The 23,423-nt window shown below is 49.7% G+C and carries 30 protein-coding genes and 1 pseudogene; 15 read left to right on the forward strand and 16 right to left on the reverse strand.

Annotated features, from left to right (window positions below; translation table 11 throughout):
- Positions 1-18 precede the first annotated feature (18 nt).
- The 10 genes from fliJ (at position 19) to rcsA (ending at position 6,768) form a co-directional block, all read left to right on the forward strand.
- The gene (fliJ, locus tag ACQ29O_RS13305; protein ID WP_000046977.1) at positions 19-462 is read left to right on the forward strand and encodes a flagellar export protein FliJ; all 444 of its coding nucleotides are present in this window, start codon (positions 19-21) and stop codon (positions 460-462) included.
- Positions 459-1,676: a flagellar hook length control protein FliK gene (gene fliK, locus ACQ29O_RS13310; RefSeq protein ID WP_000631671.1), complete on the forward strand. Its 1,218-nt coding sequence runs from the start codon at positions 459-461 to the stop codon at positions 1,674-1,676. Before fliJ ends, fliK begins: the two co-directional genes overlap by 4 nt.
- 104 nt (positions 1,677-1,780) lie before the next feature.
- A complete protein-coding gene (gene fliL, locus ACQ29O_RS13315; protein ID WP_000132169.1) occupies positions 1,781-2,248 on the forward strand; it encodes a flagellar basal body-associated protein FliL in 468 nt (155 codons plus the stop codon).
- A gap of 4 nt (positions 2,249-2,252) precedes the next feature.
- Entirely contained in the window at positions 2,253-3,257 is a 1,005-nt protein-coding gene (gene fliM, locus ACQ29O_RS13320; protein WP_000502811.1) for a flagellar motor switch protein FliM, read from the forward strand.
- Positions 3,254-3,667, forward strand: a complete 414-nt coding sequence (gene fliN, locus ACQ29O_RS13325; protein WP_001282115.1) for a flagellar motor switch protein FliN — start codon at positions 3,254-3,256, stop codon at positions 3,665-3,667. The genes fliM and fliN overlap by 4 nt, the downstream gene beginning before the upstream one ends.
- Entirely contained in the window at positions 3,667-4,044 is a 378-nt protein-coding gene (fliO, locus tag ACQ29O_RS13330; protein ID WP_000978276.1) for a flagellar biosynthetic protein FliO, read from the forward strand. Before fliN ends, fliO begins: the two co-directional genes overlap by 1 nt.
- Positions 4,044-4,781 (forward strand): flagellar type III secretion system pore protein FliP, encoded by a 738-nt coding sequence (gene fliP, locus ACQ29O_RS13335; RefSeq protein ID WP_001253411.1) that lies wholly within the window; start codon positions 4,044-4,046, stop codon positions 4,779-4,781. Before fliO ends, fliP begins: the two co-directional genes overlap by 1 nt.
- A 9-nt stretch (positions 4,782-4,790) precedes the next feature.
- Positions 4,791-5,060 carry a flagellar biosynthesis protein FliQ gene (gene fliQ, locus ACQ29O_RS13340; protein ID WP_000187355.1) on the forward strand — a complete coding sequence of 90 codons (270 nt, stop codon included), beginning with the start codon at positions 4,791-4,793 and terminating at the stop codon, positions 5,058-5,060.
- A gap of 8 nt (positions 5,061-5,068) precedes the next feature.
- Positions 5,069-5,863 (forward strand): flagellar biosynthetic protein FliR, encoded by a 795-nt coding sequence (gene fliR, locus ACQ29O_RS13345; RefSeq protein WP_000616954.1) that lies wholly within the window; start codon positions 5,069-5,071, stop codon positions 5,861-5,863.
- Positions 5,864-6,144: 281 nt separating this feature from the next.
- Entirely contained in the window at positions 6,145-6,768 is a 624-nt protein-coding gene (gene rcsA, locus ACQ29O_RS13350) for a transcriptional regulator RcsA (protein ID WP_000103971.1), read from the forward strand.
- Positions 6,769-6,806: 38 nt separating this feature from the next.
- On the opposite strand, the gene dsrB is transcribed toward rcsA, so the two are convergent.
- Complete coding sequence (dsrB, locus tag ACQ29O_RS13355) at positions 6,807-7,001, reverse strand: protein DsrB (protein WP_000867220.1); 195 nt, start codon at positions 6,999-7,001, stop codon at positions 6,807-6,809.
- A 128-nt stretch (positions 7,002-7,129) separates the two neighbouring features.
- Here dsrB and yodD point away from each other — a divergent pair, with 128 nt between their 5' ends.
- On the forward strand, positions 7,130-7,357 hold the full coding sequence (gene yodD / locus ACQ29O_RS13360) for a YodD family peroxide/acid resistance protein (protein WP_020937027.1): 228 nt from the start codon (positions 7,130-7,132) through the stop codon (positions 7,355-7,357).
- Positions 7,358-7,665: 308 nt separating this feature from the next.
- The gene (locus ACQ29O_RS13365; RefSeq protein WP_000948785.1) at positions 7,666-8,481 is read left to right on the forward strand and encodes a mannosyl-3-phosphoglycerate phosphatase-related protein; all 816 of its coding nucleotides are present in this window, start codon (positions 7,666-7,668) and stop codon (positions 8,479-8,481) included.
- On the opposite strand, the gene dgcQ is transcribed toward ACQ29O_RS13365, so the two are convergent.
- The 3 genes from dgcQ to ACQ29O_RS13380 form a co-directional block, all read right to left on the reverse strand.
- Entirely contained in the window at positions 8,460-10,172 is a 1,713-nt protein-coding gene (gene dgcQ / locus ACQ29O_RS13370) for a cellulose biosynthesis regulator diguanylate cyclase DgcQ (RefSeq protein ID WP_001119826.1), read from the reverse strand. The genes ACQ29O_RS13365 and dgcQ overlap by 22 nt on opposite strands.
- Positions 10,173-10,336: 164 nt before the next feature.
- Positions 10,337-10,522, reverse strand: coding sequence for a YodC family protein (locus ACQ29O_RS13375; protein ID WP_001521741.1), 186 nt, complete (start codon positions 10,520-10,522; stop codon positions 10,337-10,339).
- A 76-nt stretch (positions 10,523-10,598) separates the two neighbouring features.
- Positions 10,599-11,516 (reverse strand): DUF808 domain-containing protein, encoded by a 918-nt coding sequence (locus ACQ29O_RS13380; protein WP_086790207.1) that lies wholly within the window; start codon positions 11,514-11,516, stop codon positions 10,599-10,601.
- 169 nt (positions 11,517-11,685) lie between these two features.
- Here ACQ29O_RS13380 and yedA point away from each other — a divergent pair, with 169 nt between their 5' ends.
- Complete coding sequence (gene yedA / locus ACQ29O_RS13385) at positions 11,686-12,606, forward strand: drug/metabolite exporter YedA (protein WP_001212259.1); 921 nt, start codon at positions 11,686-11,688, stop codon at positions 12,604-12,606.
- Here the strand turns inward: yedA and ACQ29O_RS13390 are convergent.
- From ACQ29O_RS13390 to drpB, 4 genes are all read right to left on the reverse strand, one after another.
- Positions 12,595-13,065, reverse strand: coding sequence for a very short patch repair endonuclease (locus ACQ29O_RS13390; protein WP_000785978.1), 471 nt, complete (start codon positions 13,063-13,065; stop codon positions 12,595-12,597). The two genes, yedA and ACQ29O_RS13390, sit on opposite strands and share 12 nt — an antisense overlap.
- A complete protein-coding gene (locus ACQ29O_RS13395; RefSeq protein ID WP_001746647.1) occupies positions 13,046-14,476 on the reverse strand; it encodes a DNA cytosine methyltransferase in 1,431 nt (476 codons plus the stop codon). The genes ACQ29O_RS13390 and ACQ29O_RS13395 overlap by 20 nt, the downstream gene beginning before the upstream one ends.
- Positions 14,477-14,549: 73 nt before the next feature.
- Complete coding sequence (locus ACQ29O_RS13400; RefSeq protein ID WP_253336228.1) at positions 14,550-15,209, reverse strand: phosphohydrolase; 660 nt, start codon at positions 15,207-15,209, stop codon at positions 14,550-14,552.
- A gap of 79 nt (positions 15,210-15,288) precedes the next feature.
- The gene (drpB, locus tag ACQ29O_RS13405; protein ID WP_000107435.1) at positions 15,289-15,600 is read right to left on the reverse strand and encodes a cell division protein DrpB; all 312 of its coding nucleotides are present in this window, start codon (positions 15,598-15,600) and stop codon (positions 15,289-15,291) included.
- A gap of 648 nt (positions 15,601-16,248) precedes the next feature.
- Here drpB and ompS1 point away from each other — a divergent pair.
- Positions 16,249-17,445 carry a porin OmpS1 gene (gene ompS1, locus ACQ29O_RS13410; protein WP_001080665.1) on the forward strand — a complete coding sequence of 399 codons (1,197 nt, stop codon included), beginning with the start codon at positions 16,249-16,251 and terminating at the stop codon, positions 17,443-17,445.
- A gap of 258 nt (positions 17,446-17,703) precedes the next feature.
- Here the strand turns inward: ompS1 and ACQ29O_RS13415 are convergent, their stop codons facing one another.
- From ACQ29O_RS13415 to ACQ29O_RS13430, 4 genes are all read right to left on the reverse strand, one after another.
- The gene (locus ACQ29O_RS13415) at positions 17,704-17,892 is read right to left on the reverse strand and encodes a hypothetical protein (protein ID WP_024131109.1); all 189 of its coding nucleotides are present in this window, start codon (positions 17,890-17,892) and stop codon (positions 17,704-17,706) included.
- Positions 17,893-17,902: 10 nt separating this feature from the next.
- Positions 17,903-18,115, reverse strand: coding sequence for a transcription antiterminator/RNA stability regulator CspE (gene cspE / locus ACQ29O_RS13420; RefSeq protein ID WP_000208509.1), 213 nt, complete (start codon positions 18,113-18,115; stop codon positions 17,903-17,905).
- 538 nt (positions 18,116-18,653) lie between these two features.
- Positions 18,654-19,031 (reverse strand): hypothetical protein, encoded by a 378-nt coding sequence (locus ACQ29O_RS13425; protein ID WP_001574179.1) that lies wholly within the window; start codon positions 19,029-19,031, stop codon positions 18,654-18,656.
- Positions 19,028-19,306: a hypothetical protein gene (locus ACQ29O_RS13430; protein ID WP_001675348.1), complete on the reverse strand. Its 279-nt coding sequence runs from the start codon at positions 19,304-19,306 to the stop codon at positions 19,028-19,030. Before ACQ29O_RS13430 ends, ACQ29O_RS13425 begins: the two co-directional genes overlap by 4 nt.
- A 267-nt stretch (positions 19,307-19,573) precedes the next feature.
- Here ACQ29O_RS13430 and ACQ29O_RS13435 point away from each other — a divergent pair, with 267 nt between their 5' ends.
- Positions 19,574-20,353 carry a hypothetical protein gene (locus ACQ29O_RS13435; protein ID WP_000686694.1) on the forward strand — a complete coding sequence of 260 codons (780 nt, stop codon included), beginning with the start codon at positions 19,574-19,576 and terminating at the stop codon, positions 20,351-20,353.
- 138 nt (positions 20,354-20,491) lie between these two features.
- Here ACQ29O_RS13435 and ACQ29O_RS13440 read toward each other — a convergent pair.
- The 4 genes and pseudogenes from ACQ29O_RS13440 to ACQ29O_RS13455 form a co-directional block, all read right to left on the reverse strand.
- Positions 20,492-21,641 (reverse strand): annotated as a pseudogene (locus tag ACQ29O_RS13440) (IS3-like element IS1230B family transposase).
- Positions 21,642-21,834: 193 nt separating this feature from the next.
- Entirely contained in the window at positions 21,835-22,395 is a 561-nt protein-coding gene (locus ACQ29O_RS13445; RefSeq protein ID WP_253336198.1) for a tetratricopeptide repeat protein, read from the reverse strand.
- Entirely contained in the window at positions 22,376-22,798 is a 423-nt protein-coding gene (locus ACQ29O_RS13450) for a tetratricopeptide repeat protein (protein ID WP_001691786.1), read from the reverse strand. The genes ACQ29O_RS13445 and ACQ29O_RS13450 overlap by 20 nt, the downstream gene beginning before the upstream one ends.
- Positions 22,799-22,865: 67 nt before the next feature.
- Positions 22,866-23,378 carry a hypothetical protein gene (locus tag ACQ29O_RS13455; RefSeq protein ID WP_001574177.1) on the reverse strand — a complete coding sequence of 171 codons (513 nt, stop codon included), beginning with the start codon at positions 23,376-23,378 and terminating at the stop codon, positions 22,866-22,868.
- Positions 23,379-23,423 lie beyond the last annotated feature (45 nt).

A 23,423-nucleotide genomic window follows, 5' to 3' on the forward strand; every position in this document is an offset into this window, starting at 1 on the left:
AGCAGGAGGGCGACGATCATGGCACAACATGGCGCTCTGGAAATACTCAAAGATCTGGCCGAAAAAGAGGTAGATGACGCGGCGCGTTTACTGGGCGAAATGCGTCGCGGCTGCCAACAGGCGGAAGAACAGCTCAAAATGCTGATCGATTATCAGAATGAGTATCGCAGTAATTTGAACACCGATATGGGCAACGGCATCGCCAGTAATCGCTGGATCAACTATCAGCAGTTTATTCAGACACTGGAAAAGGCGATAGAGCAGCATCGCCTCCAGCTTACGCAGTGGACGCAAAAAGTCGACCTGGCGCTGAAGAGCTGGCGTGAGAAAAAGCAGCGACTTCAGGCCTGGCAAACCTTACAGGACCGACAAACCGCGGCAGCGCTGTTAGCTGAAAACCGCATGGATCAGAAAAAGATGGATGAATTTGCTCAGCGTGCAGCAATGAGGAAACCCGAATGATCACCCTGCCCCAACTGATCACCACCGATACCGACATGACCGCGGGTCTGACGTCAGGAAAAACCACCGGTTCAGCCGAGGACTTTCTGGCGCTCCTGGCGGGCGCGTTAGGCGCAGACGGCGCACAGGGCAAAGACGCCCGCATCACGCTGGCCGATTTACAGGCGGCAGGCGGCAAGTTATCGAAAGAGCTACTGACCCAACATGGCGAGCCGGGCCAGGCGGTGAAGCTTGCCGACCTGCTGGCGCAAAAAGCGAATGCGACGGATGAAACGCTTACCGATCTGACACAAGCGCAGCATCTACTGTCTACGCTAACGCCATCGTTGAAAACCAGCGCTCTGGCCGCATTGAGTAAAACGGCGCAGCATGATGAGAAAACGCCCGCGCTGAGCGATGAGGATCTTGCCAGTCTGAGCGCCTTATTCGCCATGCTGCCCGGACAACCTGTCGCGACGCCTGTCGCCGGAGAGACGCCGGCTGAAAATCACATCGCCTTGCCGTCACTGTTGCGCGGCGACATGCCATCGGCGCCGCAGGAAGAGACACATACGCTCTCTTTTAGCGAGCATGAAAAAGGGAAAACCGAGGCGTCGCTTGCGCGCGCCAGCGACGATCGCGCCACGGGGCCATCACTGACGCCGCTGGTGGTCGCTGCCGCCGCGACCAGCGCGAAAGTGGAGGTGGATAGCCCGCCCGCGCCAGTAACGCATGGCGCGGCAATGCCGACGCTCAGCAGCGCCACGGCGCAACCGCTACCTGTCGCCTCAGCCCCGGTACTCAGCGCGCCGTTAGGCAGCCATGAATGGCAGCAAACGTTCAGTCAGCAGGTCATGTTATTTACGCGTCAGGGACAGCAAAGCGCGCAGCTTCGATTGCATCCGGAAGAGTTAGGTCAGGTGCATATTTCTCTCAAGCTGGATGACAATCAGGCGCAGCTCCAGATGGTATCGCCGCACAGCCATGTCCGCGCCGCGCTGGAAGCCGCCCTGCCCATGTTGCGCACCCAGTTGGCGGAAAGCGGCATTCAGTTGGGACAAAGCAGTATCAGTAGCGAAAGCTTTGCCGGACAGCAGCAGTCTTCATCGCAACAACAGTCTGGCCGCGCCCAACACACGGACGCGTTTGGCGCTGAAGATGACATAGCGTTAGCGGCGCCGGCCTCGCTTCAGGCCGCCGCGCGCGGCAATGGCGCAGTGGATATCTTCGCCTAACGCCAGAGGTAGCATGATTATCCGCGTCTTTTCCACGCTTTGTCGTGGACAGGACACGGGATAATCAGCCAATAAGCAGTACCGAAACAGGAAGCCCGTATCAGATGACTGACTCCGCGATTAACAAAAAGAGCAAACGCTCGATTTGGATACCTTTGCTGGTGTTGATTACCCTCGCCGCCTGCGCGACCGCCGGTTATAGCTACTGGCGTATGCAGCAGCAACCGACCACGAACGCTAAAGCGGAACCGGCTCCGCCGCCCGCGCCGGTATTTTTTGCGCTGGATACGTTTACCGTCAATCTGGGCGATGCGGATCGCGTGTTGTATATCGGCGTGACCCTGCGTCTGAAAGACGAAGCGACGCGCGCGCGATTAAATGAATATCTGCCGGAAGTGCGCAGCCGTCTGCTGTTGTTGTTTTCCCGTCAGAATGCCGCCGAGCTCTCAACAGAAGCTGGCAAACAAAAACTGATTGCCGCCATTAAAGAGACTCTGGCCGCGCCGCTCGTTGCCGGACAACCAAAACAGGTCGTCACTGACGTGCTTTATACAGCTTTTATTCTGCGGTAACGATATGGGCGATAGTATTCTTTCTCAGGCTGAAATCGATGCGCTGTTGAACGGCGACAGCGACACCAAAGACGAACCCACTCCCGGTATCGCAAGCGATAGCGATATTCGCCCTTACGATCCCAATACCCAGCGTCGCGTCGTGCGTGAACGCTTGCAGGCGCTGGAGATTATTAACGAGCGTTTCGCACGCCAGTTCCGGATGGGATTATTTAACCTGCTGCGCCGCAGCCCGGATATTACCGTGGGCGCCATACGTATTCAGCCGTATCACGAATTTGCGCGTAACCTGCCGGTACCGACTAACCTGAACCTGATCCACCTGAAGCCGCTACGCGGCACCGGGCTGGTGGTGTTCTCGCCGAGTCTGGTGTTTATTGCCGTCGATAACCTGTTCGGCGGCGACGGTCGTTTTCCGACCAAAGTCGAGGGCCGCGAGTTTACCCATACGGAACAGCGTGTCATCAACCGTATGCTGAAACTGGCGCTGGAAGGCTATAGCGACGCATGGAAAGCCATTAATCCGCTGGAAGTGGAGTATGTGCGTTCCGAAATGCAGGTGAAATTTACCAATATCACCACCTCGCCGAACGATATCGTCGTTAATACGCCGTTTCATGTGGAGATCGGCAATCTGACCGGTGAATTTAACATCTGTCTGCCATTTAGCATGATCGAGCCGCTGCGTGAGCTGCTGGTGAATCCGCCGCTGGAAAACTCGCGCCATGAAGATCAGAACTGGCGTGATAACCTGGTCCGCCAGGTTCAGCACTCTGAACTGGAGCTGGTAGCCAATTTTGCCGATATTCCGTTACGTCTTTCCCAGATTTTGAAGCTGAAACCCGGCGATGTACTGCCGATTGAAAAACCCGACCGCATTATTGCTCATGTGGACGGCGTTCCGGTACTCACCAGCCAATATGGCACCGTAAACGGACAGTATGCGCTACGCGTAGAACATTTGATCAACCCAATTTTGAATTCGCTGAATGAGGAACAGCCCAAATGAGTGACATGAATAATCCGTCCGATGAGAATACTGGCGCATTGGATGATCTGTGGGCTGACGCGTTAAACGAGCAAAAAGCGACCACCACTAAAAGCGCCGCCGACGCGGTTTTCCAACAGCTTGGCGGCGGCGATGTCAGCGGTGCTATGCAGGATATCGATCTGATTATGGATATCCCGGTCAAACTGACCGTAGAGCTGGGCCGCACGCGAATGACCATTAAAGAACTGCTGCGTCTGACGCAGGGGTCGGTCGTCGCGCTGGACGGGCTGGCGGGCGAGCCGCTGGATATCCTGATTAATGGCTACCTGATTGCCCAGGGTGAAGTGGTCGTCGTGGCGGATAAATACGGCGTACGTATCACCGATATTATTACGCCATCCGAGCGTATGCGTCGTTTGAGTCGTTAATGATGAAGACAGAGGCCACGGTTTCTCAGCCCACCGCGCCAGCCGGATCGCCGCTCATGCAGGTGAGCGGCGCATTAATCGGCATTATTGCGCTCATTCTGGCGGCGGCCTGGGTGATTAAGCGTATGGGATTCGCGCCAAAAGGAAATAGCGTCCGGGGACTCAAGGTGTCAGCCAGCGCCTCGCTTGGCCCGCGCGAACGCGTGGTGATTGTCGAGGTCGAAAATGCGCGTCTGGTACTGGGCGTGACCGCCTCGCAGATCAACCTGCTGCACACCCTCCCGCCCGCGGAGAATGACACGGAAGCACCCGTTGCCCCACCGGCGGATTTCCAGAACATGATGAAGAGCTTACTCAAGCGTTCCGGGAGATCCTGATGCGCCGTTTGTTATTCCTTTCTCTGGCGGGTCTGTGGCTTTTTAGTCCCGCCGCTGCTGCGCAACTGCCGGGGCTTATCAGCCAACCATTAGCGGGCGGAGGCCAAAGCTGGTCATTATCCGTCCAGACGCTGGTTTTCATCACCTCGCTGACGTTTCTGCCGGCGATTTTACTGATGATGACGAGCTTCACGCGTATCATCATTGTTTTTGGCCTGTTGCGTAACGCGCTGGGCACGCCCTCGGCACCGCCAAATCAGGTGTTACTCGGGCTGGCGTTGTTTTTGACCTTTTTTATTATGTCGCCCGTCATTGACAAGATTTACGTGGATGCTTACCAGCCGTTTAGCGAGCAGAAAATTTCTATGCAGGAAGCGCTGGATAAAGGCGCGCAACCGTTACGCGCGTTCATGTTGCGCCAAACCCGCGAAGCCGATCTGGCGCTGTTTGCCCGTCTGGCCAATAGCGGTCCGTTACAGGGACCGGAAGCAGTACCGATGCGTATCCTCCTGCCCGCTTATGTCACCAGCGAATTAAAGACGGCATTTCAGATCGGTTTTACGATTTTTATCCCTTTTTTGATTATCGACCTGGTGATCGCCAGCGTATTGATGGCGTTAGGGATGATGATGGTGCCGCCAGCGACAATCGCCCTACCGTTTAAGCTGATGCTGTTTGTGCTGGTCGATGGTTGGCAATTGCTTGTGGGGTCGCTGGCCCAAAGCTTTTACAGTTAGAGGCGCAAAATGACTCCTGAATCCGTCATGATGATGGGCACCGAGGCGATGAAAGTCGCTCTCGCCCTGGCTGCGCCGCTGTTACTCGTCGCGCTGATTACCGGCCTCATTATCAGCATCTTGCAGGCCGCGACTCAGATTAATGAAATGACGCTGTCGTTTATCCCTAAAATCGTCGCGGTATTCATCGCAATTATCGTTGCCGGCCCGTGGATGCTCAACCTGCTGCTGGACTACGTACGCACTCTGTTCAGCAATTTACCTTATATCATCGGATAAACAGAACGATGATACAGGTTACAAGCGAGCAATGGCTATACTGGCTGCATCTCTATTTCTGGCCTTTGCTGCGCGTACTGGCGCTGATTTCAACGGCACCCATTCTCAGCGAGCGCGCTATTCCCAAGCGGGTAAAACTGGGGTTGGGAATAATGATTACCCTCGTTATCGCGCCGTCGCTACCGGCAAACGATACGCCGCTTTTTTCTATTGCCGCCTTATGGCTGGCGATGCAACAAATTCTGATCGGTATTGCGCTGGGATTTACCATGCAATTTGCCTTTGCGGCGGTGCGTACCGCAGGTGAGTTTATCGGTCTGCAAATGGGGCTTTCCTTTGCCACCTTCGTCGACCCGGGCAGCCACCTGAATATGCCGGTTCTGGCGCGTATTATGGATATGCTCGCCATGCTACTGTTTCTCACCTTTAATGGCCATTTGTGGCTTATTTCGCTGCTGGTCGATACCTTCCACACTCTGCCCATCGGTAGTAACCCGGTGAACAGTAATGCATTTATGGCGCTCGCCAGGGCCGGAGGGCTCATTTTCTTAAACGGACTGATGCTGGAATTGCCGGTCATTACCCTCCTGCTTACGCTCAACCTGGCGCTGGGGCTATTAAACCGCATGGCGCCGCAGCTCTCGATATTTGTTATCGGTTTCCCGCTTACCCTCACCGTCGGCATTATGCTGATGGCCGCTCTAATGCCATTAATTGCGCCGTTTTGCGAACATTTATTCAGCGAAATTTTCAATTTGCTTGCTGATATTGTTAGCGAGATGCCGATAAATAATAACCCATAATTTTTATCCTGTTTTACTAAGGTTTATCCGAAAATAAATTTTAAAAAACATTCACCAGGATATATCCGCTGCCCCTTATTTGTTTTTACTTCACTCACATAACGCAACATTCACTTTACTTTAAGATGATTCCTGGCAAATTATATGTAACTTTACGGGATAGTAAGTTCGCCTGAAAAACCGCGTAAGCGTTGTCTAAGGTGACTATTCGTGTTCCGTCTGATTATGGTGAGTTATTCAGGTAAGGGGAATTATCGTTACGCATTGAGTGAGGGTATGCCATGTCAACGATTATTATGGATTTATGCAGTTACACCCGGCTAGGGTTAAGCGGGTATCTGGTCAGCAGAGGGGTGAAAAAAAGGGAAATCAACGACATCGAAACCGTTGACGAACTCGCTATCGCTTGTGGCGCGCATCAGCCTTCGGTGGTGTTTATTAATGAGGACTGTTTCATTCATACGCCTTCAGACAGTCAACAAATAAAGCAAATCATTAATCAACATCCTGACACGTTATTTATTGTTTTTATGGCAATTGCTAATGTGCATTTTGATGAATATTTATTAGTAAGAAAAAACTTATTGATTAGCTCGAAATCGATTAAACCTGACTCGCTGGATACCATTCTTGGCGATATTCTGAAAAAAGAGTCGGGTATTTCAGGAACCATAAATTTACCAACATTGTCGTTAAGTCGAACTGAATCCAGCATGTTGCGAATGTGGATGGAAGGTCAGGGAACCATTCAGATTTCTGACAGAATGAATATTAAAGCAAAAACAGTATCCTCCCATAAGGGGAATATAAAAAGAAAGATAAAAACGCATAATAAACAAGTGATCTATCACGTAGTGCGGCTGACAGATAACGTCACTAACGGCATTTTTGTTAACATGCGCTGAGACATCCGGACTGGCAATGTACCTCCAGTCCGGCTCAATTAGTCCTGCTCCGCCTTCTCGACAAAAACACCATCCTGGTGACCTGACTCATTGAAGAACCAGATGCCAAGCGGGTAATCCTCCAGCGAAACCAGGTACATTGTGCCTTCACTAAATTCTTCCACTGCCAGTACCACGCCCGGTCGGCGGGGACCGCCGTCCGTTTTAACGGTTACCCGATCATTCACCTTCATCGTTTTCCTCCTGTCGCTTTGTGCCAGTGTAGAACAATTTTCTGCGTCTGACAGCGCCTTGCCGGCGTGTTTGCTGGTTTTCTCAACGGTCTATACTTAGGCTGTCAGGAACCCGTGAGGTAGTGAAGATGAAAACGGCAAAAGAGTACAGTGATACGGCCAAGCGCGAAGTGAACGTCGATGTAGATGCGCTACTGGCGGCCATCAATGAAATCAGCGAAAGCGAGGTTCACCGTAGCCAGGAAGATCCTGAGCGGGTGAGCGTAGACGGACGGGAATATCATACATGGCATGAATTAGCTGAAGCATTCGAGCTGGATATTCATGATTTTAGTGTAACAGAAGTAAACCGTTAAAAATGGCCGAAAAAATCCCGGCCCTACGGGTCGGGATCAAACTTGCTTATGCAAGAAGCACTTGAAAATTCGTTACACCAGGAAATCTGATGTGAGATTTACCTTATCTGCAATTTTTTTGCATGACAAGTAAATATTTTTTACATGAATGATTAAGCGCGCTAATAGTTCGGTAGCAAAAGTGTGACAACGCATGTGCTGCCTGGAAGCGACGGGATCGGTTCCAGTTAGCGTTCGACTTCTTTCGGGTGTGCTTTAGGACTTTTCCTGGAAATAAGCCCGCCGTTGCAACGGAAAATGAGGAAAAAATGCTCTCAATCCATGACCCCTTGCTGATTTTTACCGATCTGGACGGCACATTGCTGAACAGCCACACGTTTGAGTGGCAGCCCGCGGCTCCCTGGCTTACACGCCTGCATGAAAGCGGCGTGCCCGTGATCCTCTGTAGCAGTAAAACCGCGGCTGAAATGCTCCAGCTCCAGACGACGTTAAATCTACAGGGACTGCCGCTGATTGCGGAAAACGGCGCGGTGATCCAACTGGACGTTCATTGGGAAGACCATCCCAACTATCCCCGCCTGATAGCCGGTATTTCTCACAACGAAATCCGCCTCGTCCTGCATAAATTGCGTGAAAAGGAACAGTTTAAGTTCACCACGTTTGATGACGTTGACGATCAGGTGATAAGCGAATGGACGGGCCTAAACCGGGCACAGTCTGCCCTAACCCGTCTGCATGAAGCGTCGGTGTCGCTGATCTGGCGCGATAGCGATGAACGCATGGCGCAGTTTGTCGCCCATTTAAATGACCTGGGACTGCAATTTGTCCATGGCGCCCGTTTCTGGCATGTGCTGGACGCCTCCGCCGGTAAAGATCAGGCTGCCAAGTGGCTGATTGAAGCATATCGTCGGCAGTGGCGCGCGCGTCCTCTGACGTTGGGACTAGGAGACGGCCCCAATGATGCACCTTTACTGGATGTGATGGATTATGCGGTTGTCGTCAAAGGGCTAAACCGGGAGGGCGTACATTTGCGTAACGACGATCCTCAGCGCGTCTACCGTAGCCAGAACGAAGGGCCGGATGGCTGGCGCGAAGGAATGGACTATTTCTTTTCCCGCTCCTGAGTCGCGTCGCTGGCGCAAATACGGTTACGTCCGGACTGTTTGGCGTAATAAAGCCGTTTGTCGGCCAGCGACTGCAACTGCTCAAAATCATAGTCGCCGTATTCCTCCGCGCTACTGATCCCCATTGACGCGCTGATACGAAGCGTCGTGCTTTTCGTCACCAGAATCTCTTTGTCATTAATGCGCTGGCGTATGCGTTCGGCAATCTGCAGCGCCTGCGCTTTCGTCGCGCCGGGCAGCACGATACAAAACTCTTCGCCCCCTACCCGTCCGGCGATGTCGTGCGCTCGAATGGTGCTGCCAATGAGCCCAGCGGCATGGGACAACACGCGATCGCCTGCCTGATGACCAAAGCGATCGTTAACGCTTTTAAAATAATCTAAATCCAGCTGTATCACAGAAAATGGCTGGCGGGCTTCCCGGTAGCGCTTTGCCAGCCTGGACGCTTTTTCAAACAGCGCGCCACGGTTATATAGCCGGGTCAGCGGATCGTGCCATGCCTGCCATTGCAGCGAATTTTGCAGAACAAACATGTTTTTGACCATATGTCGAATAACGCCCCAGGAGATCAACAGCATCGCCGTAAAAAGCACCCATAACAGCGTCAGCGCGATACTAATGCTGCCAAAATTCCCTTGTATGCCTTCACGTAATGTATGCACGCGCAGCAGGATGCCATCAAAATGATCCAGCCGCTCCCAGCTTACATAATGCGTTCCTAAACGCAGCCCGCCCAGGGTATCTTTTTCTATTTCACGCGCCAGTAAGGCGCGCTCACGGTCATTTAACGTATTCGCGGTTTGTTGTTCCGGCGCGGAGTCCGTCAACAAACGGAGATGGTTATCGTATAGCTGATATTCCCCTTCAATATCCTTTTCGGCCGCATCGCGCAGGAACCGCTGTAATGACGCGACGGGAATATCCATTGCCAGTACGCCATACCAGTAATTATCGTGATCCAGCGGTAGACTGGCTGTCACTTTTTTCTGCTCGTCAGCAACATAGGGCTGTGCGGAGGTAAACCACCGCACGCCGCGCTGTGGGTTACGCCGTTGGCTTTGCTCGATAAACCAGGGCTGAGTCACATACTGATAGTAACGGGAGACAATATCGCTACCGTACGCCGTAGGGAGAGTTGAGAGGTAAAACCCTGAGCGAGAAACATACATCGTCTCCAGCGTCAGCATGGCGGATGAGCGCGCCAGACGCGCCAGATACCCTAACTCCAGCGTGGCGGTTAATTCATTTGCCAGGTCACGACTCTCCCGCGAAAGAAGCGTCGTCCGGGCGACAAATTGATCGGAAACGCCATACAACGGCAATGTCCGCCGCTTATCCAGCTCCAGTTGCCAGAAATGTCTGACGCGTCGTTGCTCAAACTGCGTCACCGCGCTTTGCAATGCGGAAAAAGCCAGCGGCGCCACCAGCGCTTCATGCATACCGTTGCGTAAAAAGATCAACCTGTCCATGTTGAATTGCAGTTGGCGGTCAAGGACATTCGCGACGCTCCCCAGATGATTGCGCTGACTGGCGACATACGCGTCTTTCAGTATCATCACTTCCCGCCAGGTAAGTAGCGTCGAGAACAGCATCACGATCAGAAAACAGGTGTTGACGACATGACCGGGACCAAAACGCCGCGCCAGCTTTTTAAACCAGCCTTGATTGTCTAACAGTGTTTCGTGCGGCACCCTGGTAACTCCTGGTTATTGATACAACTCCCCCTGATGGCTTACGGTAGCCAGACCTCATCAAGGGATACCACTCAATCCTAGCATAACCAGGTAGCAGCATGTCGCAGCGCGACGACTCTTTTTCTCCACAGCAAAACGCCCGGCATTAACCGGGCGTTTTGTCATCGGGCTTCGTCCCGCCCGCGCCTTTCCTTGCCTGGCACGAGCTCATTCTCATGGAATGCCTCCCGCTTTACGCCAAAACCATCATACCAGCGACACTCTACCATTCCGCTGGAATAACCGGTGACGATCATCCGGGGCCCACCCTCTTTCACGGTAACTTCCTCACTGACAGAAAAGACCATACCTGCCTCCTGTATCAGATGAAACGTTTTCACCTTAGACGAGGATGGGCAATTTTGCATAATTCATTGTAGAAAATCAGTGCGAAACACCGCGAATTTTCGCCACACCTTTCACCAGCTCCACCACAATGGCGCCGATAATAAAGCCGAGCACCAGATTCAGCCCCGCAGGGATCGTATGCGCCATGAAAGCCCCCTGCTGCTGCGCAAAATGTTCAATGGCATGGTGTAGCGGCGCAATACCGTGTACGACAATCCCGCCGCCGACCAGAAACATAGCCAGCGTACCAACAATGGATAATGCTTTCATTAACCAGGGCGCGATAATCAGTAATCCTTTACCGACGCCCTGCGCCAGCACGCTACGCTTTTCCGCCAGCCAGTACCCCATATCATCCAGTTTGACAATAATACCCACCAGGCCATACACGCCAATGGTCACAACCAACGCAATCCCCGCCAGCACCAACACCTGATTAAGCAGCGGCGCCTGCGCGACAATCCCCAGGGTAATGGCCACAATTTCAGCGGAAAGAATGAAATCGGTACGGACCGCCCCTTTTACTTTATCTTTTTCAAAGGCCAAAGGATCTTGCGCAGCCAGCGCTTCAAGACGTTTTTGCCGCTCCGCCGGGTCTTCTTTGTGTTTTCGCGCCTCAAAGGTATGCAGGACTTTTTCTACCCCTTCAAAGCAGAGAAACGCGCCGCCTAACATTAATAAAGGCGTGATGGCCCACGGGATAAATGCGCTTATCAGCAGCGCCAACGGCACCAGAATAACCTTGTTGATTAATGATCCTTTCGCCACGCTCCATACCACTGGTAGCTCGCGATTAGCGCGAACGCCGGTCACCTGCTGCGCATTGAGCGACAGGTCGTCCCCCAGTACGCCCGCGGTTTTTTTCGCGGCCAATTTGCCCATTACCGAAATATCGTCCAGCAGCGTGGCGATATCGTCGAGTAATGTCAGTAAGCTACTTCCTGCCAAAATGATTTCCTCGGTCTTTTCTTCTAAGACATTAAGTATGTAGCAAAACGCGCAATGCCGAAACCGGCGGCGCGGGTCAACGCCTTTTTATTCCAAAAGGACAATTATAATGCTCGCCAGCATAATAATTTTGACGTTTACTATATTCACCCTTTTTATTTCACCGTGAGTGATTATGCGTTTCCGGCAGTTATTACCTCTTTTTGGCGCGCTTTTTGCCTTGTATATCATTTGGGGGTCTACCTATTTTGTTATCCGCATAGGCGTTGAAAGCTGGCCGCCGCTGATGATGGCAGGCGTACGTTTTCTCTCGGCGGGGATGTTGCTCATGGCGTTTTTGCTGCTGCGCGGCGAAAAACTTCCGCCGCTGCGCCAGACCATCAACGCCGCGCTGATTGGTCTACTGCTGCTGGCGGTGGGTAACGGTCTGGTGACGGTGGCGGAGCATCAAAACGTGCCATCGGGCATTGCTGCCGTCGTGGTCGCCACTGTCCCGCTATTTACGCTGTGCTTTAGCTACTTTTTTGGTATTAAAGCGCGCAAATTAGAATGGGTAGGGATTGCCATTGGACTTGCCGGGATTATTCTGCTGAACAGCGGCGGCAATTTAAGCGGCAATCCGTGGGGCGCGATTTTGATCCTGATAGGTTCGATGAGCTGGGCATTTGGTTCCGTTTACGGCTCGCGCATCGCCCTCCCTGTGGGCATGATGGCGGGTGCGATTGAAATGCTGGCGGCGGGCGTGGTATTGCTTTGCGCGGCGTTTCTTTCCGGCGAAAAGCTCGCCACGCTGCCTGGCTTATCGGGGTTTATGGCCGTCGGCTACCTGGCGTTGTTCGGTTCTATTATCGCCATTAATGCCTATATGTACCTGATTCGCAACGTCAGTCCGGCGCTGGCGACCAGCTACGCCTATGTGAATCCGGTTGTCGCCGTGTTGCTTGGCACTGGCCTGGGCGGCGAGAGGTTATCGCCCGTTGAATGGGCCGCGCTGGGTGTGATTGTGTTTGCCGTAGTGCTGGTGACTCTGGGTAAGTACCTGTTTCCCGCCAGGGCGGTGGTCACGCCGTGTAAAACGGAAGATTCACGCCAGTAGATGAATCCCCTGGGTGTCGATCTGCGCGCTGGCGCCGCCGCCGCAGATCCACTCTTCCAGGCGCTCCGCCAACGCCGCGTCGCTCAATTTCGCTCGCCCGCGCAAGGCGCACTCCCAGACGATCAGTACCCGCCAGCCAAGCGCCTGTAAACGCTGAATATCGCGCTCATCGCGCTCAACGTTCTTACCGATTTTTTCCAGCCAGAAAGCCGTTCGCGTGGCCGGCACTTTGAACAGATAACAGTGGTGATGATGCCAAAAGCAGCCGTGAGTAAAAATCACACAATCATAATCATTCACCACAAAGTCCGGCTTGCCCGGTAATGTCGCGTCCTGAGTATGAAACGTAATCCCCTGCGCGCTTAACAGGCCAGCAAGACGTTTTTCAATAGCCGTATCGCGGGTCGCTATCGCGCGCATATTTTTACTGCGCGTGGCTTTATCGTGAACGTCCGCCATCTACCGTCTCTCTCTGACGCAACGTCACCGCCTGGTGAATTTTGGGTTCCAACAGCTTTGCTACCGCAGCAAATACCGGCACCACCACGGAGTTGCCAAACTGGCGATAGGCCTGCGTATCCGAGACAGGTATCCTGAACTGGTACGTTTGCGGCGTCTCAAATCCCATTAAACGCGCGCACTCTCTCGGCGTGAGTCGGCGGGGACGATGTTGTTGGTTGCCAGCATCGTCGAAATTCACTTCGCCTTTCGCCATATCCCAACCACGATCGATCAGAATTTCGGCACCATCTTTGTAGTAGCGAGCAGATAACGTGCGCGCCACACTTTCCGGATTGTCAGGATAAACCATGCCATAGCCAAAACCGTTTCCCCGCGCCTGGTGCTTTTTCGCGTAGCGATATAAATATTTCCACAGCACCGGCGTCAGGATATATTTGGCTTCGACGACGGGCTCCAGCAGTTCTGCCAGCGTCGGACGGCGCGGTGGATAACAACGGGCGATATTGCGTAACGTAAAATCGGTTTTCAGGTTTAAATCGCGACGGAATCCCACCAACACAATACGTTCCCGATGCTGAGGAAGAAAGTGCTGCCCGTCGATAATTTTCGGATCGTCCGGGCCATTGTCAGCGGCATCCGCCACGTCATATCCCAGTTCATCGAGCGTTTGCATAATAATGCGGAAAGTGTTGCCCTGGTCGTGACTTTTAAGGTTTTTCACGTTTTCCAGCACAAACAGCGCGGGGCGGCGAGCGTCGATAATTCTTACGACATCAAAAAATAACGTCCCCTGAGTCTCGCAGGCAAAGCCGTGGGCGCGGCCCAGCGCATTTTTCTTGGAAACGCCCGCCAGAGAAAATGGCTGACAGGGAAAGCCCGCCAGCAGGACATCATGTTGCGGAATATGCTGGCGAATGTGTTCCGCCGCCTCATCATCGCTGACCCCTTCCCGGTGGCTCAACGTGATATCGCGGATATCTTCATTAAAGCGATGTTGCAGCGGATCGCAAAAATAGTTCGCTTTATATGTCCGTACCGCGTGCTTATTCCATTCGCTGGTAAACACGCACTGTCCGCCTATCGCTTCAAATCCGCGGCGAATGCCGCCGATGCCCGCGAAGAGATCGATAAAACGAAAGGCGTAATGCGGATGATGCGCTGGCGGCGTCGGCAACCCTGTTTTAAGACAGGTGAGTTCATTGTCGCTCAAACGATGCCATGCCGCGTTCATCATTACGCGCTTTAAGATGGCCGGGCTCCAGTGCTGTTCGCCCAGGCCGTTAAGGTGCGCCACCAGCGTTTTAACATCGTAGATTTCCAGCAATTGACTCAGCATCGCCTGGATCTCGCTTCCGGCGTCGTCGGCGATGAGGTTCCGGGCGTGTGTTACTGAAATATTTTCCTGCATACATTTAACCGGCCAAAAATAATTGCCGACAGACTAACATAAAATGACGCGGTTTACGTTTCAGCGGCAGGGGTTACTGATGCGTAGCAAACATCTGGATGACCGCCTCATCCCGTGTTTCATAGTCGCCTTTCAGCTCAGCGCTCAGTTTCGCCAGGTACTTGCCCCGTTCGGTCTGCATCGTCAGCGGCAGTTTCAGCAGTTTGGTTTGAAAATGGTCGAGCGCGAATTGCTTATCGTTAAGAGGCCGTCTGTCGGCAAAGGGATCGTCGGCATCAAACAGCGCGACGCCCAGCGCGCCGGAGACCGCGAAGACCCGCGCCAGACCAATGGCGCCCAACGCCTCCAGCCTGTCTGCATCCTGCACGATTTTTGCCTCTGGCGTGGTAGGCGCAATTTTTGCGCTGAAGCTATGCGCTTCGATAGCATGACAAATGCCCGCCAGTTTTTCTGCCGGAAAGTCAGGAAAATCCCGCAGAAAAATACGCCGGGTTTCTGCCGCCGCCAGAATGGAAGAGCGATGCCGCTGCGGATGATTTTTCGCCAGGCTGACGATGTCATGGAAATAACATGCCGATAGCACCACCAGCCAGTCGACAGGACTGTTTTCCCCGAGCGTTTGCGCGGTTGCCCAAACACGACGAAAATGGAAGATGTCATGGGCGGCATCCTGTTCCTGGTGGTGGTGACGTAGCCAGTCTTCAAACTGCGATTGCCAATATCCTGAGTCCATACGCCCTCTCTTTATAGCAGACCATTTTTATTACATGCCTGAGCACAGGGTTCGCTATCCTGACATATCCGCCACCACTTTACATCCTTGCGTGCTTGCGCGTTTCTGGCTGAGTGTCGGCGGGATACCCCCTGTTTTTGCGAGGCCGGGTGTACCAGGCAATACTCCCCAGAATAAGCCAGACGACGCCCAGCGAAAGCGCGTTAAGCCATTTTTCCGTTGCGCTGCCAGGAGTGCTGATTGGGCCGAGAACCGGCTCGGTTTGTATGGCGGACATCAGCCACACGCAACGCGCCATCGCCCAGATGAAGTAGCCGCAAAAGGTATAAAAAACCCATAACGCTAATTTACCGCCCATGCTACGGGTGGCGTTGTCCTCCCTGGTACTCAAACTTTACTCCGCTTTTGTGATGTAAGTCATATGACATTAATTACATTATAATGTGATATTAATCACATTTCGACCATGGAATACCTCATCCACCTGTTCTGGCTATTCATTCCACAAATAGTTTATTCTCAGTTAATGTTACGTCTGGCGCTGAACCTGCTGTTAAATAAGGGAATGGTGATTGAATCGCACTCTGATGCAGAATAACCTATAACCAGAACAACTTATTTTTACGCACCGCGATAGCGTTTTATTTTATTAGCATTAAATGTCAGAATGATTCGGTTATTAGCCTTTTATCATTTATTTTATCATTACCCACATTACCGGCATTTATGCCGGTTTTTTTATGCTTTTTCATAATCAAAGCATCAAATACATATAAAAAACAAATTATATTCACGCCAACAGCCATCAAATCAAAACACATAACTTATTGATAAAAAATTATAATTATAGACTATATATTCTTAGTCACTTATATAGCCTGTATTATAAAAAACCAAATAGAAACAAATTGAAATATTTTAAATACCTTTGTTACATGTTATTTTTTAAATTCCATGAACTTCATAGAATAGTATCAATTTGTAGTTTTGTTGAAGTGGCTACATATTCATATAAATTATTATCATAAGGGAATACATAATGAACAGAAAAGTTCTGGCACTGCTTGTCCCGGCGTTATTAGTGGCAGGCGCAGCAAATGCGGCTGAAATCTATAATAAAAATGGCAACAAACTCGACCTGTACGGCAAAGTTGATGGTCTGCGTTACTTCTCTGACAATGCAGGCGACGATGGCGACCAGTCCTACGCCCGTATTGGCTTTAAAGGCGAAACGCAGATCAACGATATGCTGACCGGCTATGGTCAGTGGGAATACAACATTAAGGTGAACACCACCGAAGGCGAAGGTGCAAACTCCTGGACTCGTCTGGGCTTTGCCGGTCTGAAATTCGGCGAGTACGGCTCTTTCGATTATGGCCGTAACTATGGTGTTATCTACGACATTGAAGCCTGGACCGATGCGCTGCCGGAATTCGGCGGTGATACTTATACCCAGACCGATGTCTATATGCTGGGCAGAACCAACGGCGTTGCCACCTACCGTAATACCGACTTCTTCGGTCTGGTGGAAGGCCTGAACTTCGCGTTGCAGTACCAGGGCAATAACGAAGATCCTGGCGCAGGCGAAGGAACAACCAACGGCAGCGATGCAGGTAGTGGTTCTCGCAAACTGGCCCGTGAAAACGGCGACGGTTTCGGTATGTCTACCTCCTACGACTTTGACTTCGGGTTAAGCTTGGGTGCGGCCTACTCTTCCTCTGACCGTACGGACAATCAGGTTACTCGTGGGTATGGTGATGGCCATCATTACTATGCCAATAGCTATGCCGGCGGTGAAACTGCCGAAGCCTGGACCGTAGGTGCCAAATATGACGCCTACAATGTTTACCTGGCGGCGATGTACGCTGAAACCCGCAACATGACCTATTATGGCGGCGGCGATGGCGGTAATGGCGGTATCGCTAACAAAACCCAGAACTTTGAAGTGGTTGCGCAGTATCAGTTCGATTTCGGTCTGCGTCCGTCCATCGCCTACTTGCAGTCTAAGGGCAAAGATTTAGGCGGCCAGGATAAAGATAGCCGTGGTAACTATCGTTACACCGACAAAGATCTGGTTAAATATGTTGACGTTGGTATGACTTACTACTTCAACAAAAATATGTCCACCTACGTTGATTATACAATCAACCTGCTGGACGAAGATGATGACTTCTACGCAAACAACGGTATTGCAACCGATGATATCGTAGGTGTTGGTCTGGTCTACCAGTTCTAAGACGCTTTATGTTATTCAAGCCCGTGCTTAGCGCGGGCTTGTTATTATAGGGCAAGAATTAAATAACGGATAAGGGCACAAAGACAGGTTGACCTGGTTTCATCGGATAGATGAAGACAACGTCGCTTTTTTCAGGCGCTGTCTGCAAGAGAAATAACACCTTTGGGGAAAGGTAAGCCACTATAGATGATGGATGTCAGCGTCTATAGATGATAATCATCCGGGCATAAAAAAGCTCCTGTACGGAGCTAATATGAATTATTTTCTAAAATCTGGCGGAACCTGTCCTGAGCGAATGTATAATCCAACATTATCAAAAGTGATCATGGTTGACTTACAAAAAATACATTTCGCGCCAAACGGGTTTTGCTCAGTAACATCGAATGTCGATGTTCTGTATTGTGAACCATGGCAACATGGACACCGGAAGTGAATTTTATTAGTAATATTAGTTGCCTTAAAGCGCCACAACGTTGACCGCTGATGGACCTTTTGGTCCCTGTTCTACTGAAAACTCCACTTCCTGATTTTCATTCAGAGTGCGGAATTCATTACTTTGAATGGCGGAAAAATGCACAAACACATCTTTGCTGCCATCTTTAGGCGTAATGAAACCAAAGCCCTTTTCAGGGTTAAACCATTTTACTAAACCAGTGATTTTCGTCGTCATAATATTGTTACCTTTTGAATGAGCCCTTGGGCAAAATGGCCTGAAGAAAATTATCAGAGAGAAAAAACCTAAAGGAGATCTCAAGAGGAACAAATGATGAGAAATATTACAATCACTACTTCAGATAAGTTTGTATCAAACCGCACAACCATTAACGCATGGTTAACTGCACATAGCAAGCTTTAGTTTTGTTAAAAAAATATTAATTGTTTTTTAGTATTATCACGCTGATTGCCATACTCTTTTTATCCATGCCCGTCGCTACGGCTGAAACCTGGCGTAAATAAGTGACGTCTCATAACGCCTACCTGGCAATAAACGCGCCACATTTCCTGATATCGTAAACCAGGATACATGCGCCTCATCGTGAGAGGTTCCTGTGATCTTGTGCGACCAGTTTATAAGGGTGGTCAAGCAGAGAATTAGTGTGTTCATTATGTTTACAGGCAAGCCATAATAACCGCGACAGCGGCGTTGAAATCTGTGTTGATGGCTTAGTCTGAGAGGAATAAAACCGGCTGATGAATGACTCAAGATGCTACATTTTTACAACGAAACAGGCATCTCCTGGAAAATGATAGACAGGAAAGTAATCTTTCTTTGTTCTGTCGAACTGTATTTTATTGATTTCGTCATGGCAAAGGCTTGCTTTATCTACCGGAATTAATTGTAACTGCTGAAAAATCCTTTGCTCCAGAGACTGATATTCAAAAATCTGAAAAATATTACTTCCATCACTGACAAGAACGCCACAATAGATATTACACTGCCCGCTCTCTGGTAGCGGTAGATTCAGTGAATGCGCCAGTAATCGTTGCAGCATAACATATTCATAGCCCAGTAATGGTGTATCCATTATATGACTGGGTGGAGAGATGTAATCACCTTCAGTTTTCACCCTCCAGCTATTGCTCATAAAATGATATCACTGTTCAGGTAACAGAGTCGATTAACTGGATCATCCTTTCCCTTCATTAAAAATATTTTATTTTTTCTGGTTTTAATCCGCCGAAAGATCACCGGAGACTGAAAATAGATGGATAGCGTAGGGTGCCCATAGAGCGCATAACGCCATATTTCACTGGCTGTAATCTCTTCATTAGCTTGCTTTTTTATAATATTAACGGCTTCATAAATCGTTACCCGGACCGGCATGACAGAATTGTTACTGTGATAAGGAACCGAACTCATATCACATCCTCCTTTATTTATCTTCCAGAGGGACTCAATATCATCGTCAGTTATTACAAACAGAAACACCACTGGCAAATAAAAATCAAATACTAAAATTGATACCAGACACATTAACAATAATCAGGGAATATCAAAATAGAACATTTCATTTGATTTATGAATACAAAACAATTCTCCTGAAATTATCAATAACAGGATATAATAAAAACAATAACTAGAGTCTTTTAATTACATCGCCATCCAATACACACTTCAGGAAAACATATGAAAATCTGTTCAATGATTTATTTATGCACAACAATATTTTTATTGAGCGCCTGTGTGCGTTCCCCCATTGACGCAAAGAAAAAGGACGTCCCCAGAACGGAAAGTAGTATCAGTAAAAATATGGCCAGTCAGTTAACAGATAAAGATATCTTTGGTAACGAGACCACACTTGCCGTTTCAGAAGAAGATATCCAGGCCGCACTGGAAGGTGAGAAATTCAGCGTACCGCTGAATTCTGCCGTCATTCTGGTTCAGTCTGGTAATCGCGCACCGGAAGCTATTATGCAGCAGGAAATGAGCAAGTATTATACTGTTGCGACGTTCTCTGGCATCCCGGACAGACAAAAGACTGTGACCTGCAGTAAAGACAAAATTAAAGACGGAAATCAGGACATTGCTACTGCCGAAAATATGAGCTGGATGCAGGCGCTGCGCTATGTTGCCGCGAAAGGACATCAGAAAGCCATTATCGTTTATCAGGATACGTTGCAGTCTGGCAAATATGACGCCATGACAAAAAACACCGTCTGGTCAGATTTTAAAAATGAAAAACTGACCGACAGCGTATCGTTACGTTATCTGGTGCGTTTCACCTTAGTGAACGTGGCTACGGGCGAATGGGCCACCTGGTCGCCACTCAACTATGAGAATACAGTACTTCCACCACAGCCGGGGAAAAAAGATTCCGCAGAGGCAACTACAGAACAGCAGATTTCGCAGCTCAGGCAAAGAACCTATGCGTCAATGGTGAAAGATCTGGTGAACCGCTACCAGTAAACGAACAGTGCCAAATACGGAGCCGGTGGACTCTCCGCTGACATAAATCCAGAGGAGCTGTCGCTCCGCTTTTTAAGTCTTTGGATTCAACACTGTCAGCGGGGTTTCTGATCCTACCCGCGTAATATGGGCACAACCCTAAGCGAGGTTCTGGTTTTCAAATTGTTCCGGACTGAGACCGCCACAGGCACTGTGACGACGCCACCGATTGTAATCACACTCAATATAATTAAACACTGCTGTCCGCATTATTTCCCGGCTGACAAAGTCCTCTCCGTGGATACATTCCACCTTCAGCGTATGGAAGAAGCTTTCCGCACAGGCATTGTCGTAACAACAACCTCTGGCGCTCATACTTCCCCGCAGATTATGGCGTTTCAGTAAGCTCTGGTAATCCGTAGAACAGTACTGACCGCCTCTGTCTGTATGCACGATGACATTTTCCGGACATTTACGCCGCCACAGCGCCATCTGTAACGCATCGCAGGCAAGCTGTGCCGTCATCCGCGAAGACATCGACCAGCCAATGACTGACCGCGACCACAGATCGATAACCACGGCCAGATACCAGTGCGAAGATACGTGATGTCACCCACCCACTTCTGATTCGGGCCGCTGGCGTAAAAGTCCTGCTTCAGCAGATTCTCTGAGACTGGCAGACCATGTTTGCGGTAACTGACCGGACGGAACCGGCGCGAGGCTTTCGCCCGCAGCCCCTGCCGACGCAGGCTGGCCGCCACGGTTTTCACGTTGAACTGGTAATCCTGAGCACGAAGCTCATCCGTCAGGCGTGACGCACCATAGCGTTGTTTTGCGTCACTGAATGCTTCCCGGACGACGTTATCACAGACAAGGCGGAACCGCTGACGCCGGTTTATCTGATGACGACGCTGATGCCAGACGTACCAGCCGCTACGGGCAATCTGAAGTACACGGCACATGGCTTTGATATTGAACTCAGCCTGATGGTTTTCGATGAAGACATACTTCATTTCAGGCGCTTCGCGAAGTATGTCGCGGCCTTCTGGATAATGGCCAGTTCCTCATCCCGTTCTGCCAGTTGACGTTTCAGACGGGCGATCTCAGCGGACATCTCCTGCTCGCGTTCAGAAGAAGAGAGCTGATTTTGCTGTTTGCTTCGCCAGTTGTAGAGCTGTGATTCATACAGGTTAAGTTCGCGGGCGGCAGCGGCCACCCCAATGCGTTCAGCCAGTTTCAGAGCTTCCTGACGAAATTCAGGCGTGTGCTGCTTGCGTGGCTTTTTGGTGGTTGATGCTGGTTTTGTCATGTGAGTCACCTCTTACTTGAGAGTTTACTCACTTAGTCGCGTGTCCACTATTCTGGGTAAGATCACTCTGCCTCGCCCGTCACGACTGGAATTGTGAAGGCGTTCAAGTTCAACTTTTTCTTGGTCAGTAATGAACATTTTCTTAGCGAGTAGAATGATCTTCTGTCGCTGAAAAATCAAGCATCTTCAATAATCACGGGTATAAATGCTTACTCTCTTTATCTCTATCTGTGTCATCTCCATTGAGATTAGTATGGTATTTTTCAATATATTCAGTGGAAAGTGCTTTAGCTTTTTCAATTTCTTTAGTTTCTAATTTTCCCATGATTACGTTTCGTGAGGTATCAGCCTCTTTAAAACCATTATAAAATGCCACTGAGAACCAGGCGTAGGATTGCTGATAATCTTTAGATAATTCATCTGTACCATCAGAATATAATATTCCAAGATTATTTTGAGCTACCGCATATCCCTGACAAGCAGAAATATTCAATAATTTTAATGCCTTATTTCTGTCAACAGGCAGATTACCCAATCCTTTTGCATAAAATAGAGCAAGTGAATTTCTTGCGCTCATTGAACCAAGATCTTCCGCTTTGCTATACCATGTTGCAGCCTGAACATCATCTCTTGGAATGCCCAATCCATAATTATAGATGTGTCCCAGATTATAAATAGCAACTGGATTATTGGATTCAGCAGCCTTTATAAATAATTTTCTGGCTTGAACATAATCAATCCCCCCCTTTGCCATCCATGAATAGAATGCCTAAATTTATTTGAGCATTGGTAAAGCCTTGATTTGCCGCCTTACGGTAAAATTCTTTTGCTAATTGAAGATCTCTGCTTCCACCCCAACCATTTTCATAGAAAAGACCGAGATTAAATTGTGCTGGTGCGTAACCTTGTTTTGCAGCCTGATTATACCAATACATTGCTTTTGTGTAATCCTGTGGGATACTGTTACCACTCCCATAAGCAAGCCCCAGATCTGTTTGTGCTTTCATATCCCCCTGTTCTGCTAACTTGGTTAGATGTGCTATATCACTATTCGCACTCACATTTTCCAAACTATCATTTGAATGATAAAGCCAAGCAATAACTCCTCCAAATAAAACAATTACTGTAAAAACCATCATTAATATGTTTTTCTTCATGTTATCCTTCAGCTTACTATTGTTAAAATAGATGGATTTCTTACTGTTACGTTATCCATAACAGTGATTACTGTTTCGCCTTATAGGAAAAAAGAGCGTCAATAAGGTAATCGGATACCTTACCCTGAAAACTGGAATCTCCTTCATTTATAAAGCTTTTTCCGCAAGTTAATGCCAAATTTGTTGGATCTCTTTCTCCGTCTTTTATCATGGACTTAACTACATCTTTAATACATGCAGAACCTTTTTCTGCAACAGTTGCCACTCCGAAACTCGTACCAGCTATACCAGTTATAGTTGAACCTACTGATATCCCGAAAACATATTTAGATAACGGATTGTATACGTTATGCATAGTTTCCATATTATGTATCACTCCTGCTGCTTCTTGTGGTGTTAGATAATGTACTGCCGAACCAGCTTGCTGGCATATTTCCCTAAATCCTCCATATCCAAGAGAATCCCAACCTGATAATCCTAAAGGATCTATATTCAAAATCGGATTCAGCGGATACTGATACAGGTTCAGCCCTCCTTCCAGCCCTATCGGATCTTTGGTGATATACTTTCTTTGCAACAAATCATAGTGTTGGTGATATAGATCCGGTTGGTTTCTGCATCGTAC

Source organism: Salmonella sp. GDC200615 (genome assembly GCF_050574145.1).
GTDB classification, from domain to species: domain Bacteria; phylum Pseudomonadota; class Gammaproteobacteria; order Enterobacterales; family Enterobacteriaceae; genus Salmonella; species Salmonella enterica.

Bases quoted from the DNA above. Each gene is read 5' to 3' on its own strand.
- ACQ29O_RS13435 (WP_000686694.1), top strand. From the start codon at position 19,574: ATGAAAATCTGTTCAATGATTTATTTATGCACAACAATATTTTTATTG.
- ACQ29O_RS13425 (WP_001574179.1), bottom strand. From the start codon at position 19,031: ATGAGCAATAGCTGGAGGGTGAAAACTGAAGGTGATTACATCTCTCCA.
- dsrB (WP_000867220.1), bottom strand. From the start codon at position 7,001: ATGAAGGTGAATGATCGGGTAACCGTTAAAACGGACGGCGGTCCCCGC.
- fliP (WP_001253411.1), top strand. From the start codon at position 4,044: ATGCGCCGTTTGTTATTCCTTTCTCTGGCGGGTCTGTGGCTTTTTAGT.
- yodD (WP_020937027.1), top strand. From the start codon at position 7,130: ATGAAAACGGCAAAAGAGTACAGTGATACGGCCAAGCGCGAAGTGAAC.
- fliQ (WP_000187355.1), top strand. From the start codon at position 4,791: ATGACTCCTGAATCCGTCATGATGATGGGCACCGAGGCGATGAAAGTC.
- fliO (WP_000978276.1), top strand. From the start codon at position 3,667: ATGATGAAGACAGAGGCCACGGTTTCTCAGCCCACCGCGCCAGCCGGA.
- fliR (WP_000616954.1), top strand. From the start codon at position 5,069: ATGATACAGGTTACAAGCGAGCAATGGCTATACTGGCTGCATCTCTAT.
- ACQ29O_RS13390 (WP_000785978.1), bottom strand. From the start codon at position 13,065: ATGGCGGACGTTCACGATAAAGCCACGCGCAGTAAAAATATGCGCGCG.
- ompS1 (WP_001080665.1), top strand. From the start codon at position 16,249: ATGAACAGAAAAGTTCTGGCACTGCTTGTCCCGGCGTTATTAGTGGCA.
- ACQ29O_RS13375 (WP_001521741.1), bottom strand. From the start codon at position 10,522: ATGGTCTTTTCTGTCAGTGAGGAAGTTACCGTGAAAGAGGGTGGGCCC.
- rcsA (WP_000103971.1), top strand. From the start codon at position 6,145: ATGTCAACGATTATTATGGATTTATGCAGTTACACCCGGCTAGGGTTA.
- fliJ (WP_000046977.1), top strand. From the start codon at position 19: ATGGCACAACATGGCGCTCTGGAAATACTCAAAGATCTGGCCGAAAAA.
- ACQ29O_RS13365 (WP_000948785.1), top strand. From the start codon at position 7,666: ATGCTCTCAATCCATGACCCCTTGCTGATTTTTACCGATCTGGACGGC.
- ACQ29O_RS13445 (WP_253336198.1), bottom strand. From the start codon at position 22,395: ATGGCAAAGGGGGGGATTGATTATGTTCAAGCCAGAAAATTATTTATA.
- ACQ29O_RS13400 (WP_253336228.1), bottom strand. From the start codon at position 15,209: ATGGACTCAGGATATTGGCAATCGCAGTTTGAAGACTGGCTACGTCAC.
- fliM (WP_000502811.1), top strand. From the start codon at position 2,253: ATGGGCGATAGTATTCTTTCTCAGGCTGAAATCGATGCGCTGTTGAAC.
- ACQ29O_RS13430 (WP_001675348.1), bottom strand. From the start codon at position 19,306: ATGAGTTCGGTTCCTTATCACAGTAACAATTCTGTCATGCCGGTCCGG.
- fliK (WP_000631671.1), top strand. From the start codon at position 459: ATGATCACCCTGCCCCAACTGATCACCACCGATACCGACATGACCGCG.
- ACQ29O_RS13395 (WP_001746647.1), bottom strand. From the start codon at position 14,476: ATGCAGGAAAATATTTCAGTAACACACGCCCGGAACCTCATCGCCGAC.
- yedA (WP_001212259.1), top strand. From the start codon at position 11,686: ATGCGTTTCCGGCAGTTATTACCTCTTTTTGGCGCGCTTTTTGCCTTG.
- cspE (WP_000208509.1), bottom strand. From the start codon at position 18,115: ATGACGACGAAAATCACTGGTTTAGTAAAATGGTTTAACCCTGAAAAG.
- ACQ29O_RS13450 (WP_001691786.1), bottom strand. From the start codon at position 22,798: ATGAAGAAAAACATATTAATGATGGTTTTTACAGTAATTGTTTTATTT.
- fliN (WP_001282115.1), top strand. From the start codon at position 3,254: ATGAGTGACATGAATAATCCGTCCGATGAGAATACTGGCGCATTGGAT.
- fliL (WP_000132169.1), top strand. From the start codon at position 1,781: ATGACTGACTCCGCGATTAACAAAAAGAGCAAACGCTCGATTTGGATA.